13 protein-coding genes and 1 pseudogene are annotated in these 17,614 nt (G+C 59.3%); 11 read left to right on the top strand and 3 right to left on the bottom strand.

Features of this window, described 5'->3' with window-relative positions:
• The 3 genes from argF (at nt 1) to AB3N39_RS02380 (ending at nt 3,015) form a co-directional block, all read left to right on the top strand.
• On the top strand, nt 1-1,005 hold the full coding sequence (argF, locus tag AB3N39_RS02390) for an ornithine carbamoyltransferase (RefSeq protein WP_133293664.1): 1,005 nt from the start codon (nt 1-3) through the stop codon (nt 1,003-1,005).
• 46 nt (nt 1,006-1,051) lie between these two features.
• Nucleotides 1,052-2,455 (top strand): YfcC family protein, encoded by a 1,404-nt coding sequence (locus tag AB3N39_RS02385; RefSeq protein ID WP_047742986.1) that lies wholly within the window; start codon nt 1,052-1,054, stop codon nt 2,453-2,455.
• An 80-nt stretch (nt 2,456-2,535) separates the two neighbouring features.
• Nucleotides 2,536-3,015 carry an arginine repressor gene (locus tag AB3N39_RS02380; protein ID WP_029739272.1) on the top strand — a complete coding sequence of 160 codons (480 nt, stop codon included), beginning with the start codon at nt 2,536-2,538 and terminating at the stop codon, nt 3,013-3,015.
• On the opposite strand, the pseudogene AB3N39_RS02375 reads toward AB3N39_RS02380, so the two are convergent.
• Nucleotides 3,012-3,136 (bottom strand): annotated as a pseudogene (locus tag AB3N39_RS02375) (hypothetical protein). The gene AB3N39_RS02380 and the pseudogene AB3N39_RS02375 overlap by 4 nt on opposite strands.
• On the opposite strand from AB3N39_RS02375, the gene AB3N39_RS02370 reads away from it, so the two are divergent.
• The 4 genes from AB3N39_RS02370 (at nt 3,116) to ridA (ending at nt 5,122) form a co-directional block, all read left to right on the top strand.
• Entirely contained in the window at nt 3,116-3,220 is a 105-nt protein-coding gene (locus AB3N39_RS02370) for a pyrBI operon leader peptide (RefSeq protein ID WP_022646880.1), read from the top strand. The pseudogene AB3N39_RS02375 and the gene AB3N39_RS02370 overlap by 21 nt on opposite strands.
• Nucleotides 3,221-3,254: 34 nt before the next feature.
• Complete coding sequence (gene pyrB, locus AB3N39_RS02365; protein ID WP_288462622.1) at nt 3,255-4,187, top strand: aspartate carbamoyltransferase; 933 nt, start codon at nt 3,255-3,257, stop codon at nt 4,185-4,187.
• 13 nt (nt 4,188-4,200) lie between these two features.
• Nucleotides 4,201-4,662 (top strand): aspartate carbamoyltransferase regulatory subunit, encoded by a 462-nt coding sequence (pyrI, locus tag AB3N39_RS02360; protein WP_023310197.1) that lies wholly within the window; start codon nt 4,201-4,203, stop codon nt 4,660-4,662.
• A 73-nt stretch (nt 4,663-4,735) separates the two neighbouring features.
• Nucleotides 4,736-5,122: a 2-iminobutanoate/2-iminopropanoate deaminase gene (gene ridA, locus AB3N39_RS02355; RefSeq protein ID WP_008501391.1), complete on the top strand. Its 387-nt coding sequence runs from the start codon at nt 4,736-4,738 to the stop codon at nt 5,120-5,122.
• A 50-nt stretch (nt 5,123-5,172) separates the two neighbouring features.
• On the opposite strand, the gene AB3N39_RS02350 is transcribed toward ridA, so the two are convergent.
• Nucleotides 5,173-7,557, bottom strand: a complete 2,385-nt coding sequence (locus AB3N39_RS02350; RefSeq protein ID WP_367897031.1) for a beta-N-acetylhexosaminidase — start codon at nt 7,555-7,557, stop codon at nt 5,173-5,175.
• Nucleotides 7,558-7,779: 222 nt separating this feature from the next.
• Entirely contained in the window at nt 7,780-10,488 is a 2,709-nt protein-coding gene (gene mgtA, locus AB3N39_RS02345; RefSeq protein WP_367897030.1) for a magnesium-translocating P-type ATPase, read from the bottom strand.
• 391 nt (nt 10,489-10,879) lie between these two features.
• Here mgtA and treR point away from each other — a divergent pair, with 391 nt between their 5' ends.
• The 4 genes from treR (at nt 10,880) to nrdD (ending at nt 17,583) form a co-directional block, all read left to right on the top strand.
• Entirely contained in the window at nt 10,880-11,827 is a 948-nt protein-coding gene (gene treR / locus AB3N39_RS02340; protein ID WP_032651468.1) for a trehalose operon repressor TreR, read from the top strand.
• A gap of 128 nt (nt 11,828-11,955) precedes the next feature.
• Nucleotides 11,956-13,374 carry a PTS trehalose transporter subunit IIBC gene (gene treB / locus AB3N39_RS02335; RefSeq protein WP_029739268.1) on the top strand — a complete coding sequence of 473 codons (1,419 nt, stop codon included), beginning with the start codon at nt 11,956-11,958 and terminating at the stop codon, nt 13,372-13,374.
• A 51-nt stretch (nt 13,375-13,425) separates the two neighbouring features.
• Nucleotides 13,426-15,069 carry an alpha,alpha-phosphotrehalase gene (gene treC / locus AB3N39_RS02330; protein ID WP_143344582.1) on the top strand — a complete coding sequence of 548 codons (1,644 nt, stop codon included), beginning with the start codon at nt 13,426-13,428 and terminating at the stop codon, nt 15,067-15,069.
• A 375-nt stretch (nt 15,070-15,444) separates the two neighbouring features.
• A complete protein-coding gene (nrdD, locus tag AB3N39_RS02325) occupies nt 15,445-17,583 on the top strand; it encodes an anaerobic ribonucleoside-triphosphate reductase (RefSeq protein ID WP_008501397.1) in 2,139 nt (712 codons plus the stop codon).
• The last annotated feature ends 31 nt before the right edge of the window (nt 17,584-17,614 follow it).

The raw sequence follows: 17,614 nt of genomic DNA, 5'->3' as shown, positions 1-17,614 counted from the left end.
ATGACCATCAACCTGAAAAACCGCAACTTCCTGAAACTGCTGGACTATACCCCGGCGGAGATCCAGTACCTGATTGACCTCGCTATTGAGCTCAAGGCCGCCAAAAAAGCCGGGCGCGAGAAGCAAACCCTGGTCGGGAAAAACATCGCCCTGATCTTTGAAAAAACCTCCACCCGCACCCGCTGCGCCTTTGAAGTGGGCGCGTTCGATCAGGGCGCGCAGGTGACCTATCTCGGCCCAAGCGGATCGCAGATTGGCCATAAAGAGTCGATGAAAGACACCGCCCGCGTGCTGGGCCGCATGTACGACGGCATCGAATACCGCGGCTATGGTCAGGCCATCGTCGAAGAGCTGGGCGAGTACGCGGGCGTGCCGGTGTGGAACGGCCTGACCGACGAGTTCCACCCAACGCAAATTCTCGCCGACCTGATGACCATGCTGGAGCACGCCCCGGGCAAAACCCTGCCGGAGCTGAGCTTTGCCTATCTCGGCGACGCGCGCAACAACATGGGCAATTCCCTGATGGTAGGCGCGGCCAAGATGGGGATGGATATCCGCCTCGTCGCGCCGAAATCCTTCTGGCCGGAAGCGGGGCTGGTTGAACAGTGCCGCGCCATCGCGAAAGAGACGGGCGCGCGCATCACCCTCACCGACGACGTGGAAGAAGGCGTGCTGGGGACCGATTTCCTCTACACCGACGTGTGGGTCTCCATGGGCGAGCCGAAGGAAGCCTGGGCCGAGCGCGTCAGCCTGATGAAGCCGTATCAGATTAACGCCCAGGTGATGAAGGCCACCGGCAATCCGAACGTCAAATTCATGCACTGCCTGCCGGCGTTCCACAACGAACACACCAAAGTGGGCCGCGAGATCGAGATGGCGTACGGCCTGAAGGGGCTGGAAGTGACGGAAGAGGTCTTCGAATCGCCGAATTCCATCGTCTTCGACGAAGCAGAGAACCGCATGCACACCATTAAAGCGGTCATGGTGGCGACACTCGGCGACTAATCACCGCCCGGCGCGCCGCGGGTGCGCCGGGTTTAAGGAGAACATCATGGGCAAGTTCAAGTTTCCCTCCGCTTACACCATTCTCTTTTTCCTGATTGCCGTTGTGGCGGCGCTGAGCTGGGTCGTCCCCGCCGGTCAGTACCAGATGGCGATGAACGAAACCCTCGGTAAAGAAGTCCCGATTGCCGGCACCTACGCGCACGTGGCGGCACATCCGCAGGGGCTGGTTTCCGTCCTGATGGCGCCCATCGCCGGGCTGTACGATCCGGTCTCCGGCCAGGCCGGGGCGATCGACGTCGCGCTGTTTATCCTGATCATCGGCGGTTTTCTCGGGATCGTCACCAAAACCGGGGCGATTGATGCGGGGATCGAACGCGTCACTACGCGACTACGCGGGCGCGAGGAGTGGATGATCCCGATCCTTATGGCGCTGTTTGCCGCGGGCGGCACGATTTACGGCATGGCCGAAGAGTCTCTGCCGTTCTACACCCTGCTGGTGCCGGTGATGCTGGCCGCCCGGTTCGATCCGGTTGTCGCCGCCTCTACCGTGCTGCTCGGGGCGGGGATCGGCACGCTCGGCTCTACCATTAACCCGTTTGCCACGGTGATCGCCGCCAACGCCGCCGGGATCCCCTTCACTAACGGTATCGCCCTGCGCGTGGCGCTGCTGGTTATCGGCTGGATCATCTGCGTGGCGTGGGTGATGCGTTACGCCCGTAAGGTGCGCCAGGATCCGTCGCTGTCGATCGTCGCGGATAAGCAGGAAGAGAACCGCGCCCATTTTCTCGGCGACAAGGGCGAACAGTCGCTGGAATTCACCCTGGTGCGCAAAATCATCCTGGTGATTTTCGCCCTCGCCTTCGCGGTGATGATCTACGGCGTGGCGGTGCTGGGCTGGTGGATGGCAGAGATCTCAGCGGTGTTTCTCGCCAGCGCGATTATCGTCGGCCTGATTGCCCGCATGAGCGAAGAGGAGCTGACGTCGACGTTTATCAACGGCGCGCGAGATTTGCTGGGCGTCGCGCTGATTATCGGCATCGCGCGCGGTATCGTAGTCATCATGGATAAGGGCATGATTACCCACACCATTTTGCACAGCGCGGAAGGGCTGGTCAGCGGGTTGTCCACGGTAGCGTTTATCAACGTGATGTACTGGCTGGAGGTCGTGCTGTCGTTTCTTGTGCCTTCTTCATCCGGCCTGGCCGTTCTGACGATGCCGATCATGGCGCCGCTTGCCGATTTCGCTAACGTCAACCGCGACCTGGTGGTGACGGCTTACCAGTCGGCCTCCGGCATCGTTAACCTCGTCACGCCCACTTCTGCCGTCGTGATGGGCGGACTGGCTATCGCCCGCGTGCCCTACGTGCGTTATCTGAAATGGGTGGCGCCGCTGCTGGGCATTTTAACGGTGGTGATTATGGTGGCGTTAAGTCTGGGTGCCTTGTTGTGATTTGCCGGATGGCGCTGCGCTTATCCGGCCTACGGATCGGTGCGGTGCCACCGGTTATTTCAGGAACTGATATGGGAACTATGATGGATTACGAAGAGTACTCTCCCAAAGAGCAACTACAGCTGACGGTCTGCCAGCGCCTGATCGCAGAAAAGAGCTATCTTTCTCAGGAGGAGATCCGCCGGGATTTGCAGGAGCGTGGTTTTGAAACCATCAGCCAGTCCACCGTTTCACGTCTGCTTAAATTGCTCGGCGTCATAAAAATTCGAAATGCCAAAGGGCTTAAGATTTATTCGCTGAATCCCCAGCTGCGCCCTGCCCCCGACGCCGCGCGTACCGTGTCCGAAATGGTGGTCAGCGTCGAGCACAATAGCGAGTTTATCCTTGTTCATACCGTTGCCGGATATGGCCGCGCGGTGGCGCGTATTCTGGATTATCACCAGCTACCGGAAATTTTAGGCGTGGTGGCCGGCAGCAGTATCGTCTGGGTCGCTCCCCGGGTCGTGAAGCGCACCGCACTGGTGCATAAGCAAATTAATTATTTACTCAGAACGCATTAATATTCATAAAGAACCGTTTGCATTGAGTAAAGCGTGCATTAAATCGCTTGATCCGAAAAGCGAGCTGCGTATAATGCCCGACAATTTGCCGGGAGGAAGCATGGTCAAGCGTGTACGACATAACGTCTTACCGCGTCTGAAATCAGACGCTGGCCTGCCGTTTTTCTTCCCGTTGCTAAACCTATTCCCAGAGCCCCTCATTTGAGGGGCTTTTTTTTGCCCGGCGTCAGGAGATAAACATGAATCCGCTTTATCAAAAACACATCATTTCCATAAACGACCTCAGCCGCGAAGAGCTGGAACTGGTTCTGGAAACCGCGGCAAAACTGAAGGCCAATCCGCAACCGGAGCTGCTGAAGCACAAGGTGATTGCGAGCTGCTTCTTTGAAGCCTCGACCCGCACCCGTCTCTCCTTTGAGACCTCCATGCACCGCCTGGGCGCGAGCGTGGTGGGTTTCTCGGACAGCAGCAACACGTCGCTGGGTAAAAAAGGCGAAACCCTGGCGGACACCATTTCAGTGATCAGCACCTACGTCGACGCGATTGTGATGCGTCATCCGCAGGAGGGCGCGGCGCGTCTGGCGACCGAGTTCTCCGGCGGCATTCCGGTACTGAACGCCGGTGACGGTGCCAACCAGCACCCGACGCAGACCCTGCTGGATCTGTTCACCATTCATGAGACGCAGGGCAAGCTCGAGAACCTGAATATCGCCATGGTCGGCGACCTGAAGTATGGCCGCACCGTCCACTCCCTGACCCAGGCGCTGGCGAAATTTAACGGCAACCGCTTCTTCTTCATCGCCCCGGACGCGCTGGCGATGCCGCAGTACATTCTCGACATGCTGGATGAGAAAGGCATTCAGTGGAGCCTGCACGCCAGCATCGAAGAGGTGATGAGCCACGTGGATATTCTGTACATGACCCGCGTGCAGAAAGAGCGTCTGGATCCGTCCGAATACGCCAACGTGAAGGCACAGTTCGTGCTGCGCGCCAGCGACCTCGAGGGCGCGCGCGACAACATGAAGGTGCTGCATCCGCTGCCGCGCATCGATGAGATCACCACAGACGTGGATAAGACGCCGCACGCCTGGTACTTCCAGCAGGCCGGAAACGGCATCTTCGCCCGCCAGGCGTTACTGGCACTGGTTCTGAATCGCGAATTGGCACTGTAAGGGGAAAACGACCATGACACACGATAACAAACTCCAGGTTGAAGCCATCAAGCGCGGCACCGTGATTGACCACATCCCTGCGCAGGTGGGCTTTAAGCTGCTGACGCTGTTCAAACTGACCGAAACCGACCAGCGCATCACCATCGGCCTGAACCTGCCGTCGGGCGAGATGGGCCGCAAAGACCTGATTAAAATCGAGAACACCTTCCTGACCGACGAGCAGGTCAACCAGCTGTCGCTGTACGCGCCGGACGCTACCGTCAACCGCATCGACGAGTATGAAGTGGTCGGCAAATCCCGTCCGAGCCTGCCGGATCGCATCGAAAGCGTGCTGGTCTGCCCGAACAGCAACTGCATCAGTCACGCTGAGCCGGTTTCCTCCAGCTTTGCAGTGAAAAAACGCGCCGATGACATCGCGCTCAAATGCAAATACTGCGAAAAAGAGTTTTCTCATTATGTGGTGCTGGCCAACTAATTGAGGTTGGTAATGAAATCCCGGCTGTTATAATGGCCGGGAACATTCTTAACGCTGTAATTCTGGAGAAAACATGAGCAAAGTACTCGCGACGGAAAATGCACCAGCGGCTATCGGCCCTTACGTTCAGGGCGTTGATCTGGGTAGCATGATCATCACTTCCGGGCAGATCCCGGTGAACCCAAAAACCGGCGCGGTGCCGGAAGATGTCGCGGCACAGGCGCGTCAGTCGCTGGAAAACGTGCAGGCTATCGTTGAATCTGCCGGTCTGAAAGTGGGTGATATCGTGAAAACTACCGTTTTCGTGAAGGATCTGAACGATTTCGCGACCGTTAACGCCACCTACGAAGCGTTCTTCACCGAGCACAACGCCACCTTCCCGGCGCGCTCCTGCGTGGAAGTGGCGCGTCTGCCAAAAGACGTGAAAATTGAAATCGAAGCGATTGCCGTTCGTCGTTAATTCGCTTTGGCTATAAAAAAGGCAGCCCAGGCTGCCTTTTTTGTTGCTTGCTACTGATTCCGCGTCGCCCTGAGCAGCGTCTCCAGCGGATAGACCGCCGCAATCACCACTTCGTCCTGCACCTTCGCCGCGTTATCCAGCTCGCTCTGAATCGAGGCTATCTCTTTATCATCCAGCGTGCCCTGGCGCGCCACCAGGTCGGTGAGCCGCAGGCCAATCGACGCCAGCTTATCCACCTCCTGGATCACCGGCTTCATCGCCTTTAGCTGATAGCTGTTTTCACTTAGCGCCAGCGCGTCGCTGGTGTTGCTCTGCCAGCGGTTAAAGACGTGGCGCAGCGCGTCGGCGCTTTCCGCGTCTTCCGCATCGCTCACCAGGCGGTCCGCCCATTTGTGCATCTGGCGCACGGTGGCGCTTTCAGCGTTCAGCGCATCGGCAAAGCGGTTGAGGGGCTCAAACTGATGGTAGTTTCCGGCCTGGAACTTCAGGTGCTGGCGGGTGTAATACTGCGCAGGCTCTACCGCCTGTGCGAGGATTTGCAGCGGCAGCGTGTCGGCATTACCGGCAAGGCGCGTGAACTGCACCTGCTGCTGGGTATGCTGCTGCAGCCCGACCGACACCGTCGACCAGCTGTCCATCGCCTGCAGGCGGGTGTACATGTTATCGACGTCGTTGACGTCCTGCGCGGACCACAGCCGCTCCGCCACCGCAAAGGTGCGCGGCCACAGGCGGATATCCAGCACCGGCGCCACCACGTTTTCCGCCCATAGCGCCGCTTCGCCGCCGAGCAGGTTGGCCTGATTCGCCACGTCCGGCACGACGGGCGGAACGCCTTTCGGCACGTCGTCCAGACGCGTGCCGCTAATCGGGTAGCGCGTATTCCCGACGAGGAAATAACCGGCGAGTTTGTCGTTATCGACGGTGACGACCGGGCGCGTTTCGCCCATCCACGTATCGACGGTAAACGTGACCTGGCTGTCATCGCGCCACTCGATGTTCTGCACCGCACGGCGCGATTTCCCGGCAAAATCAATAAACCCGCGCCAGCCTGCGTCCCCTTTCACCAGCGTGAAGCTCCCCTCCACCGGCTTGCCCTTCAGGCGCGGCATGGAGAAGGCCCAGCTCTGGACGCTGTCGGTGTCGGCAATCACATCCACGCCGTTCAGCCCCTGCGGGACGATCTCGTTGCGGTAGTGATAGGCGGTGGACTGGGGCTGATCGAGATAGAAACCGGTGGAGAGAATGCCCTTGTAGCCGTTCTGCGCCACCTGCCCCAGCGCGTCCTGCCCCTGCCAGGACTGAATCAGAATGCTTTTCGGCAGATCGGGATGGTAGATCTCATCCCAGCCGACCATCTGGCGGTGATGCTTCTCGAGGATCGTTTCCAGCCTGCGGTTAAAATAGGCCTGCAGCGCGTGGCTGTCCGCCAGCCTGTTGTCGCGCATAAACTGCTGGATGGCCGGGTTCGCTTTCCACTGGCTGTCATCCACCTCGTCACCGCCGATATGCAGATACGGATCGGGGAAGATCGCCGCCAGTTCGCTGACCATCGCGTCAGCAAAGGCGTAGGTTGCCTCTTTTGTGGGATCCAGCACCGGCTTCAGCACGCCCCAGTGGCGCTCCATGGAGTACGGCCCCGGCGCGCTCATCAGCTCCGGATAGGCTACGGCAATCGTCGAGGCGTGGCCCGGCATGTCGATCTCCGGCACCACGCGGATACCGCGTTCGGCGGCGTAGCGCACCACCTCACGCATCTGTTCAGGCGTGTAGAACAGCCCGTCGCTGGCAAGCTGCGTCAGCTTAGGATAGCGCTTCGAGCTGAAGCGCCAGCCCTGGTCGTCGGTCAGGTGCCAGTGCAGGACGTTGAGCTTCGCCGCGGCCATGCCGTCGATCTGGCGCTTGATATCCGGCAGCGGGATAAAGTGGCGCGCCGAGTCGAGCAGCAGCCCACGCCACGGGAAGCGCGGCGAATCTTCAATGGTGACCCACGGCAGCGAGGTGTTTTCCGCGCCGTTCTGCATCAGCTGGAGCAGCGTTTCCATGGCGCGCAGCGCGCCGAAGCGAGTGTTGGCGGAGATATCGACGCCGTTGGCGTCTACCGTGAGCCTATAGGTTTCATCGCTGTCCGGCAGCGGCTGCGGCTTGACCTTTTTGGCAATCGCGATGCGGATAGTTGGTTTGTCCGGCTTTTCAGCCTGCGGCTGCAGCGTCCAGCCGGTTTGCAGGGCGATGCGCTGGCGCAGGCGGCTGACGGCGTCACCGAGATCGTCCCCGCTGACGCTAATGGATACGTTGTTGCTGAGCACCAGCGCACCCTGGGTCGTCGGGCGTTCGACCTTGGCAGGCCAGGGCATTAAGGGGAGATCGCCTGCCGGGGCAGCAAAGGCAGAGGCGCCGAGCATCAGCCCGGCGGTTAAGAGACTGTACCGTAACATGAATGTTCCTTATCTGACGGGCCAAATAAAGGCAAAACATTCTGTTAACATGCGCTCAATTTGTCGTCAAGCGAATGCGCCGACGGAGATCACAGGTTATTGAATTTGGGAGGAAAGCCAGTCCCCTCACCCCGGCCCTCTCCCCAAAGGGGCGAGAGTGAAAGGCGGCACCGAGCGGTCCCCTCTCCCTTTCAGGGAGAGGGTTAGGGTGAGGGTATGTTTTTACTGCCACCCATACCGACGCGCATAGAACCCTTTCACCATCTGGGTCAGCACCATATAACCGGCGAGGATCGCCACCAGCCAAGGGAAGTAGCTCAGCGGCAGCGCCTGCAGCTGCAGGTAGCTTGCCAGCGGTGAGAACGGCAGCGCGATGCCGAGCGCCATCACAATCCCCGTCATCACAATCAGCGGCCACGCGGCACGGCTCTGGATGAACGGAATGCGGCGGGTGCGGATCATATGCACAATTAGCGTCTGCGACAGCAGGCCTACCACGAACCAGCCGGACTGGAACAGCGTCTGGTGTTCCGGGGTGTTGGCATGGAACACAAACCACATCAGGCAGAAGGTCAGGATGTCGAAGATGGAGCTGATCGGGCCAAAGAACAGCATGAAGCGCCCGAGATCTGCCGGGTTCCAGTGCTGCGGCTTCTGGATCTGCTCGTCGTCCACGTTATCAAACGGGATCGCCACCTGAGACACGTCGTACATCAGGTTCTGGATCAGCAGGTGCAGCGGCAGCATCGGAAGGAACGGTAGAAACGCGCTCGCCACCAGCACGCTGAAGACGTTACCGAAGTTGGAGCTGGCGGTCATCTTGATGTACTTGAGCATATTGGCAAAGGTACGGCGCCCTTCAATCACGCCCTCCTCCAGCACCATCAGGCTTTTTTCCAGCAGAATGATATCCGCCGCTTCGCGGGCGATATCCACCGCCCCGTCGACGGAAATACCGATATCCGCCGCACGCAGCGCGGGCGCGTCGTTAATGCCGTCGCCCATAAAGCCCACCACGTGCCCTTCGCGCTTGAGCAGGGTGACGATGCGCTCTTTGTGCATCGGCGTCAGACGGGCAAACAGCGTGGTACGCTGGGCAAGCTTCGCCAGCTCGTCATCAGAGAGATGTTCAATATCGCTCCCCACCACCACGTCGCCCGCGTCCAGCCCCACTTCATGGCACACTTTCGCCGCCACCAGCTCGCTGTCGCCGGTGAGAATTTTGACGGTAATACCGCTCGCCTTCAGCGCCTTCAGCGCCGGTGCGGTGGTCTCTTTCGGCGGGTCGAGGAAGGCGATGTAGCCCTCAAGGATCAGATCGGATTCGTCAATACGCTGGTAATCACCCTCTCGCGCGGGCAGGAACTTGCTCGCGACCGCCACGACGCGCAGCCCCTGACGGTTCAGGTTGTCGGTGACGCGCTTGATGCGGCGCAGCATGGTGTCGTCCAGCGGCACGATGTCGCCGTTATAGCGAACCTGCGTCGACACGTTGAGGATCTCCTGCAGCGCGCCTTTGCAGATCAGCTGGTGGACGTCCGTCTGCTCGCTCACCACCACCGACATGCGGCGGCGCTCAAAGTCGAACGGGATTTCATCCACCTTCTGCCAGCGGCCGGAGAGCGTGCGGGCGGACTCTTCATCCACCCCTTCCAGCACCGCAACGTCGAGCAGGTTTTTCAGCCCGGTCTGATAATGGCTGTTCAGCCACGCGCTGTGAAGGACGCGCTCGCTGGTTTTGCCGGAGATATCGGTGTGGTTCTCCAGCACGATTTTGTCCTGCGTCAGGGTGCCGGTTTTATCGGTACAAAGGATGTCCATCGCGCCAAAGTTCTGAATGGCATCGAGGTGTTTAACGATCACTTTTTGTTTAGAGAGCTTCACCGCACCGCGCGCCAGCGTGGAGGTGACGATCATCGGCAGCATTTCCGGCGTTAAGCCGACCGCCACGGAGAGCGCAAACAGCGCCGCTTCCCACCAGTCTCCTTTGGTGTAGCCGTTGATCAGCAGCACGATCGGCGTCATCACCATCATAAAGCGGATCAGCAGCATGCTGACGCGGCCAATCCCTTTCTGGAAGGCATTCGGCTCGTTCTCCTGCTCGCTGACGCGTCCGGCAAGCTGGCCAAACCAGGTGTTGCCCCCGGTGGCGGTGACAATCGCCTGCGCGGTACCGCTGACTACCGTGGTGCCCATAAAGCACAGGGTGTCGCACTCGAGCGGATTCATCTGCTGCGGGTCGCGGCTGCGCGCCACCTTTTCAACGGGCAGGGATTCCCCGGTCAGGGAGGCCTGCGCGACGAAAAGATCGCGCGCCTGGATGATGCGTAAATCCGCCGGGATCATGTCACCCGCGGCCAGCTTCACCAGATCGCCCGGCACCAGCTGGTCGATCGGCAGCTCCACCCAGGCGTTTTCGCCGAGATCGTTAATCACCCGCGAGACGGTCGCGGTGTTGCTGACCATCGCCTTCAGGGCGTCCGCCGCTTTGGTAGAGCGGGCTTCCTGGATAAAGTTCAGCAGCGTGGAGATACCGACCATCAGGGCAATGACGCCTGCGGCAAACAGATCTTCCGTCGCGTAGGAGATGAGGCCGAGCACGGTCAGCAGCAGGTTGAACGGGTTGCGGTAGCAGAGCCACAGATGCACCCACCACGGAGACGGCTTTTGCGCCGGGATGAGGTTATCGCCATGCACGGCGCGGATTTTTTCCACTTCTGCCGCGTTCAGACCTTCCGGGTGTCCGCCAAAGGCGCGCCAGACTTCGTTTTCATCCATCGCCGCCACGTTCAGGCAGCGTTCGGTCAGGGACGCGGGGATCGCCGCCCCCGCCATGTTTTTGGCATTAGGCAGCGGGTCGCGCTGAACAAGACGGTGTGGCAGGTGGCGGCTCAGCAGGGCCTGCAGCTGCCGGGTGATACTTTTAAACATAGTCATTCCTCCGCATCCGCGAATGCGGACGCAGCAATTCCTTCAGGCGTGGCAAAGCCGTACCTGAGAGGCACTCAATTTTTCAAGCAGGAACGTTTGGGACGTTGCTGCCTCACATCACCGGTGAGACAGCAAAAGCTGGCTTACCGGAAAGAACGCATTCTCCCGTTCAGGAGAGGTGTGGGATCGGGATCCATGAAGCCTCCGGTAAGTAAAAAAACAGGGTGTCGCCGCGCAGTCCAGGGATTTAGGCATACCCTTTATGACGATTCGGGCGGTATTATACCCCCCTGCAAATAAACCGAACGTAAACCAGACTTTGCCCATAGCGAAATCGCGCTATAGCATTAGGCTCAATTCACTACATCGTCGTTGTTACAGGGAATACAGCATGCAGAACCGCCTTACGATTAAAGACATCGCGCGTTTAAGCGGCGTGGGGAAATCGACCGTCTCACGCGTGCTGAATAACGAAAGCGGCGTCAGCGAACGCACCCGCGAGCGCGTCGAGGCGGTTATGAATCAGCACGGTTTTTCCCCTTCCCGCTCCGCGCGCGCCATGCGCGGGCAGAGTGACAAAGTCGTCGCCATCATTGTCTCGCGTCTGGACTCTCTGTCTGAAAACCTCGCCGTGCAGACGATGCTGCCCGCCTTCTACGAGCAGGGATATGATCCGATCATGATGGAGAGCCAGTTCTCGCCACAGCTGGTGGAAGAGCATCTGGGCATGCTCCAGCGGCGCAACATTGACGGCGTGGTGCTGTTCGGCTTTACCGGCATCAAAGACGAGATGCTAAAACCCTGGCAGCCGTCGCTGGTGCTGCTGGCGCGCGATGCCCACGGGTTTGCCTCCGTCTGCTATGACGACGAGGGCGCGATTATCACCCTGATGCAGCGCCTGTTTGACGAAGGCCATCGCCACATCAGCTTCCTCGGCGTCCCGCACGCGGACGTCACCACCGGCAAGCGTCGTCATGAGGCCTACCTGGCCTTTTGCAAAAAGCACAATCTTTCCGCCGTGGCCTCCCTGCCGGGTCTGGGCATGAAGCAGGGCTACGAGCAGGTCGCCAGCGTACTGACGCCGCAGACCACCGCGCTGGTGTGCGCCACGGATACCCTTGCACTGGGTGCCAGCAAATATCTGCAGGAGCAGCGTATCGATAACCTGCAGGTGGCGAGCGTCGGCAGCACGCCGCTGATGAAGTTCCTGCACCCGGAGATCATCACCGTCGACCCGGGCTACGCCGAATCCGGCAGACAGGCCGCCGCGCAGCTGATCGAGCAGATAAACGGGCGCGCTGAGCCGCGTCAGATCGTCATTCCCGCTCACCTTTCGTAATCGCCATAAAACAGATTATTGTGATCTTCGCCCGATTTAGGGAACGTTCCCATTTTCGCCGTCACGCTGAAGGAGTAGGCTTGCGCTCAGGTCATTCCCCCCCTCACCATCTGTCATGAGGTTTCATGATGAGTAAAGTCAAACAAGCAGATATCGATCGGCTGATCGTCCTGGTCGGCGGCCGCGAAAACATCGCCACCGTCAGCCATTGCATTACCCGCCTGCGCTTCGTGCTGAACGATCCGGCCAAAGCCAACCCGAAGGCCATTGAAGAACTTTCCATGGTCAAAGGCTGCTTCACCAACGCCGGGCAGTTCCAGGTCGTTATTGGTACCGAAGTGGGCGATTACTATCAGGCTCTGCTGGCGACAACCGGGCACTCCTCCGCCGATAAAGAGCAGGCGAAGAAGGCCGCGCGCCAGAACATGAAGTGGCACGAGCAGCTGATTTCCCACTTCGCGGAAATTTTCTTCCCGCTGCTGCCCGCGCTGATCAGCGGGGGCTTGATCTTAGGCTTCCGTAACGTCATCGGCGATGTGCCGATGAGCGACGGTAAAACCCTGGCGCAGATGTATCCGGCGCTGAAAACCGTGTACGACTTCCTGTGGCTGATTGGCGAGGCGATCTTCTTCTATCTGCCGGTCGGGATTTGCTGGTCTGCGGTGCGTAAAATGGGCGGCACGCCGATTCTCGGAATCGTGCTGGGCGTCACGCTGGTCTCTCCGCAGTTAATGAACGCTTACTTACTTGGTCAGCAGGTGCCTGAGGTGTGGAACTTCGGCCTGTTTACCATCGCCAAAGTGGGCTATCAGGCGCAGGTCATTCCGGCCCTGCTGGCGGGGCTGGCGCTGGGCTTTATTGAAACCCGACTGAAGCGTATCGTGCCGGATTACCTTTATCTGGTGGTGGTGCCGGTCTGCTCGCTGATTCTGGCGGTGTTCCTGGCGCATGCCTTTATCGGTCCGTTTGGCCGCATGATTGGCGACGGCGTGGCCTTCGCGGTGCGTCACCTGATGACCGGCAGCTTCGCCCCGATTGGCGCCGCGCTGTTTGGCTTCCTGTACGCCCCGCTGGTGATCACCGGCGTGCATCAGACCACGCTGGCCATTGATATGCAGATGATCCAGAGCCTCGGCGGCACGCCGGTCTGGCCGATTATCGCCCTGTCTAACATTGCTCAGGCGTCAGCGGTGACCGGCATCATCATCGTCAGCCGCAAGCACAACGAACGCGAGATCTCCGTTCCGGCGGCCATCTCCGCCTACCTCGGCGTCACCGAACCGGCGATGTACGGTATCAACCTGAAATACCGCTTCCCGATGCTCTGCGCGATGATCGGTTCCGGTCTGGCTGGCCTGGTATGCGGACTGAACGGCGTAATGGCAAACGGGATTGGCGTCGGCGGCCTGCCGGGCATCCTCTCCATCCAGCCCGCTTACTGGCAGGTGTTTGCCCTGGCGATGGCCATCGCGATTATCGTCCCAATGGCGCTCACCACCGTGGTTTACCAGCGTAAGTTCCGTCAGGGCTCGCTGCAGATTGTTTAACTCTCTCTTTCGGGGCGCAGTTGCGCCCCTTCGCATTTGCAGGAACACACTATGAATACCCTTCCTCACTGGTGGCAAAACGGCGTTATCTACCAGATTTACCCCAAGAGTTTCCAGGACACCACCGGCAGCGGCACCGGCGATCTGCGCGGCGTGACGCAGCGTCTGGACTACCTGAAAACCCTCGGTATCGACGCCATCTGGCTGACGCCGTTTTATATCTCCCCGCAGGTGGACAACGGCTACGACGTGGCAAACTACACCGCCATCGACCCGGCCTACGGCACGCTGGATGATTTCGACGAGCTGGTCGCTGAGGCGCACGCGCGCGGCATTCGCATCGTGCTGGACATGGTGTTTAACCATACCTCCACGCAGCACGCCTGGTTCCGCGAGTCGCTGAACAAAGCGAGCCCGTACCGCCAGTTCTACATCTGGCGAGACGGCACGCCGGAGCAGTTGCCCAATAACTGGCGCTCCAAGTTTGGCGGCAACGCCTGGCGCTGGCACGCGGAGAGCGAGCAGTATTACCTGCACCTTTTCGCGCCGGAGCAGGCCGATCTCAACTGGGAAAACCCGGCGGTGCGCGGCGAGCTGAAAAAGGTGTGCGAGTTCTGGGCCGATCGCGGCGTGGACGGCTTGCGCCTCGACGTCATTAACCTGATTTCGAAAGATCAGGATTTCCCTGACGATAACACAGGCGACGGCCGCCGCTTCTACACGGACGGCCCGCGCATCCACGAATATCTGCAGGAAATGAGCCGCGACGTCTTCACCCCGCGCAACCTGATGACGGTGGGCGAGATGTCCTCGACCTCGCTGGAAAACTGCCAGCAGTATGCATCGCTCGACGGGCGCGAGCTGTCGATGACCTTTAACTTCCACCACCTGAAGGTGGACTACCCGGGCGGCGAAAAATGGACGCTGGCGAAGCCGGACTTCGTGGCGCTCAAAACCCTCTTCCGCCACTGGCAGCAGGGGATGCACAACAAAGCCTGGAACGCGCTGTTCTGGTGTAACCACGATCAGCCGCGCATTGTGTCGCGCTTCGGTGACGAAGGAGAATACCGCGTTCACGCCGCGAAGATGCTCGGCATGGTGCTGCACGGCATGCAGGGCACGCCGTATATCTACCAGGGGGAGGAGCTGGGGATGACCAACCCACACTTCAGCCGCATCACCGATTACCGCGACGTGGAGAGCCTGAACATGTTCGCCGAACTGCGCGCCAACGGCCGCGAGCCTGAGGAATTGCTGGCGATTCTGGCGAGTAAGTCCCGCGATAACGGGCGAACCCCAATGCAGTGGGACGCGTCGCACAATGCGGGCTTTACCGAGGGCGAGCCGTGGATTGGCGTCTGCGATAACTACGAGACGGTGAACGCCCGCGCGGCGCTGGACGACCCGGATTCGGTGTTCTATACCTACCAGTCGCTGATTAGCCTGCGCAAAACCCTGCCGGTGCTGACGTGGGGGGATTATGAGGATCTCCTGCCGGAGCATCCTTCTCTGTGGTGCTATCGCCGCCAGTGGCAGGGACAGACCCTGATTGTTGCGGCAAACCTGAGTAATACGCCTCAGGAATGGCAGACAGACCTTCTCAGCGGTAAGTTGCAGGTGCTGATGAGTAACTACCCGACACCGCAAACGACGTCGCTGCGTCCATTTGAAGCCGTCTGGTGGTTGCAGCAGTAGCATTCCCTGCCGGGTGCGGCTCAGCACCCGGCTTACTTAACTGTTTTTGTTGAGTAATTAATCAGATTTTTCTCTCGCGCCTTTACAATCGCTGAAGCGCCCGTCGTTTGTACTCTCGTTTTTTTACTTTGTTCTGCATCAAATAAATCGCAAACATGTTTGATGCAAATCACTATATGTAGCACTTAAAATGCACGCCAACCCAACATCTTGTATTTATCGTCTACTATTCCAACAACAAGACGGCGCTTACGCTGGCCGGAATTGTGGATAACACGAGCTGGGTACGCGGGAAGTCTTTGGCCTGGCGGGGAATACGCCCGGAGAAGACTTCTCCACCTCTGTGGATAACCTGTTTTCAAAAATGGAGTGATCATGACACCGCATGTGATGAAACGTGATGGCTGTAAAGTGCCGTTTAAATCAGAGCGCATCCAGGAAGCCATTCTGCGTGCAGCTAAAGCAGCGGGAGTCGATGACGCAGATTACTGCGCCACCGTCGCAGAAGTCGTTAGCAGCCAGATGAACGAACGCAGCCAGGTCGATATCAATGAGATCCAGACCGCGGTTGAAAACCAGCTGATGGCGGGGCCCTACAAGCAGCTGGCGCGCGCCTACATTGAGTACCGCCACGATCGTGACGTGCAGCGTGAGAAGCGCGGGCGTCTGAACCAGGAGATCCGTGGTCTGGTAGAGCAGACCAACTCTGCCCTGCTCAATGAAAACGCCAACAAAGACAGTAAAGTGATCCCGACCCAGCGCGACCTGCTGGCCGGCATCGTCGCCAAACACTATGCCCGTCAGCATCTGCTGCCGCGCGACGTAGTCTCGGCGCACGAGCGCGGCGAAATTCACTACCACGATCTCGACTATTCGCCGTTCTTCCCGATGTTCAACTGCATGCTGATCGACCTGAAAGGCATGCTGACCCACGGTTTTAAAATGGGTAACGCGGAGATTGAACCGCCTAAGTCGATCTCCACGGCCACCGCGGTCACGGCGCAGATTATCGCCCAGGTCGCCAGCCATATTTATGGCGGCACCACCATTAACCGCATTGATGAAGTGCTGGCCCCGTTCGTGACGGCAAGCTTCAACAAGCACCGTAAAACGGCCGAAGAGTGGCAGATCCCGGACGCTGACGGCTACGCGCACTCCCGTACCGAGAAAGAGTGCTACGATGCCTTCCAGTCGCTGGAATATGAGGTGAACACGCTGCACACCGCCAACGGCCAGACGCCGTTTGTGACCTTCGGCTTTGGCCTGGGCACCAGCTGGGAATCACGCCTGATCCAGCAGTCGATCCTTCGCAACCGTATTTCTGGCCTCGGCAAAAACCGCAAAACGGCGGTGTTCCCGAAACTGGTGTTCGCCATCCGCGACGGCCTGAACCACAAGTTTGGCGATCCGAACTACGACATCAAACAGCTGGCGCTGGAGTGCGCGAGCAAGCGCATGTATCCGGACATCCTGAACTACGACCAGGTTGTGAAAGTTACCGGTTCGTTTAAAACGCCAATGGGCTGCCGCAGCTTCCTCGGCGTGTACGAGGATGAAAACGGCGAGCAGATCCACGACGGGCGCAACAACCTGGGCGTCATCAGCCTCAACCTGCCGCGCATCGCGCTGGAGGCGAAAGGTAATGAAGCTGAGTTCTGGAAACTGCTGGATGAACGTCTGCAGCTGGCGCGCAAAGCGCTGATGACCCGCATTGCCCGTCTGGAAGGGGTGAAAGCCCGCGTCGCGCCGATCCTCTATATGGAAGGGGCCTGCGGCGTGCGCCTGAAGGCGGACGATGACGTATCCGAGATCTTCAAAAACGGTCGCGCGTCCATTTCGCTGGGCTATATCGGTATTCACGAAACCATCAACGCGCTGTTTGGCGACACGCACATGTACGACAGCGAAGCCCTGCGCGAAAAAGGGATCGCCATCGTTCAGCGCCTGCGCGACGCGGTAGACCAGTGGAAAGAGGAAACTGGCTACGGGTTTAGCCTGTACAGCACGCCGAGCGAGAACCTGTGCGACCGCTTCTGCCGTCTGGACACCGCCGAGTTCGGGATTGTGGAAGGCGTGACCGACAAAGGGTACTACACCAACAGCTTCCACCTCGACGTGGAGAAAAAGGTCAACCCGTACGACAAGATCGACTTCGAAGCGGCGTATCCGCCGATCGCCAGCGGCGGCTTCATCTGCTACGGCGAGTACCCGAACATTCAGCACAACCTTAAGGCGCTGGAGGACGTGTGGGATTACAGCTACCAGCACGTGCCGTATTACGGGACCAACACGCCTATCGACGAGTGCTACGAATGCGGCTTTACCGGTGAGTTCGAGTGTACGAGTAAAGGCTTTACCTGCCCGAAATGCGGCAACCACGATGCGGCTCGCGTATCCGTGACCCGTCGCGTATGCGGCTATCTCGGTAGCCCGGACGCGCGTCCGTTTAACGCCGGCAAGCAGGAAGAGGTGAAGCGTCGCGTCAAGCATTTGGGGAATGGGCAGATCGGTTAATCCTCAGCCACGTTAATGCCCGGTGGCGCTG

It is taken from the genome of Enterobacter vonholyi (assembly GCF_040834095.1).
Taxonomy (GTDB): Bacteria; Pseudomonadota; Gammaproteobacteria; order Enterobacterales; family Enterobacteriaceae; genus Enterobacter; species Enterobacter vonholyi.
The sequence above is the reverse complement of the archived record's forward strand: the minus strand, read 5'-3'. Positions and strand labels throughout refer to the sequence as shown.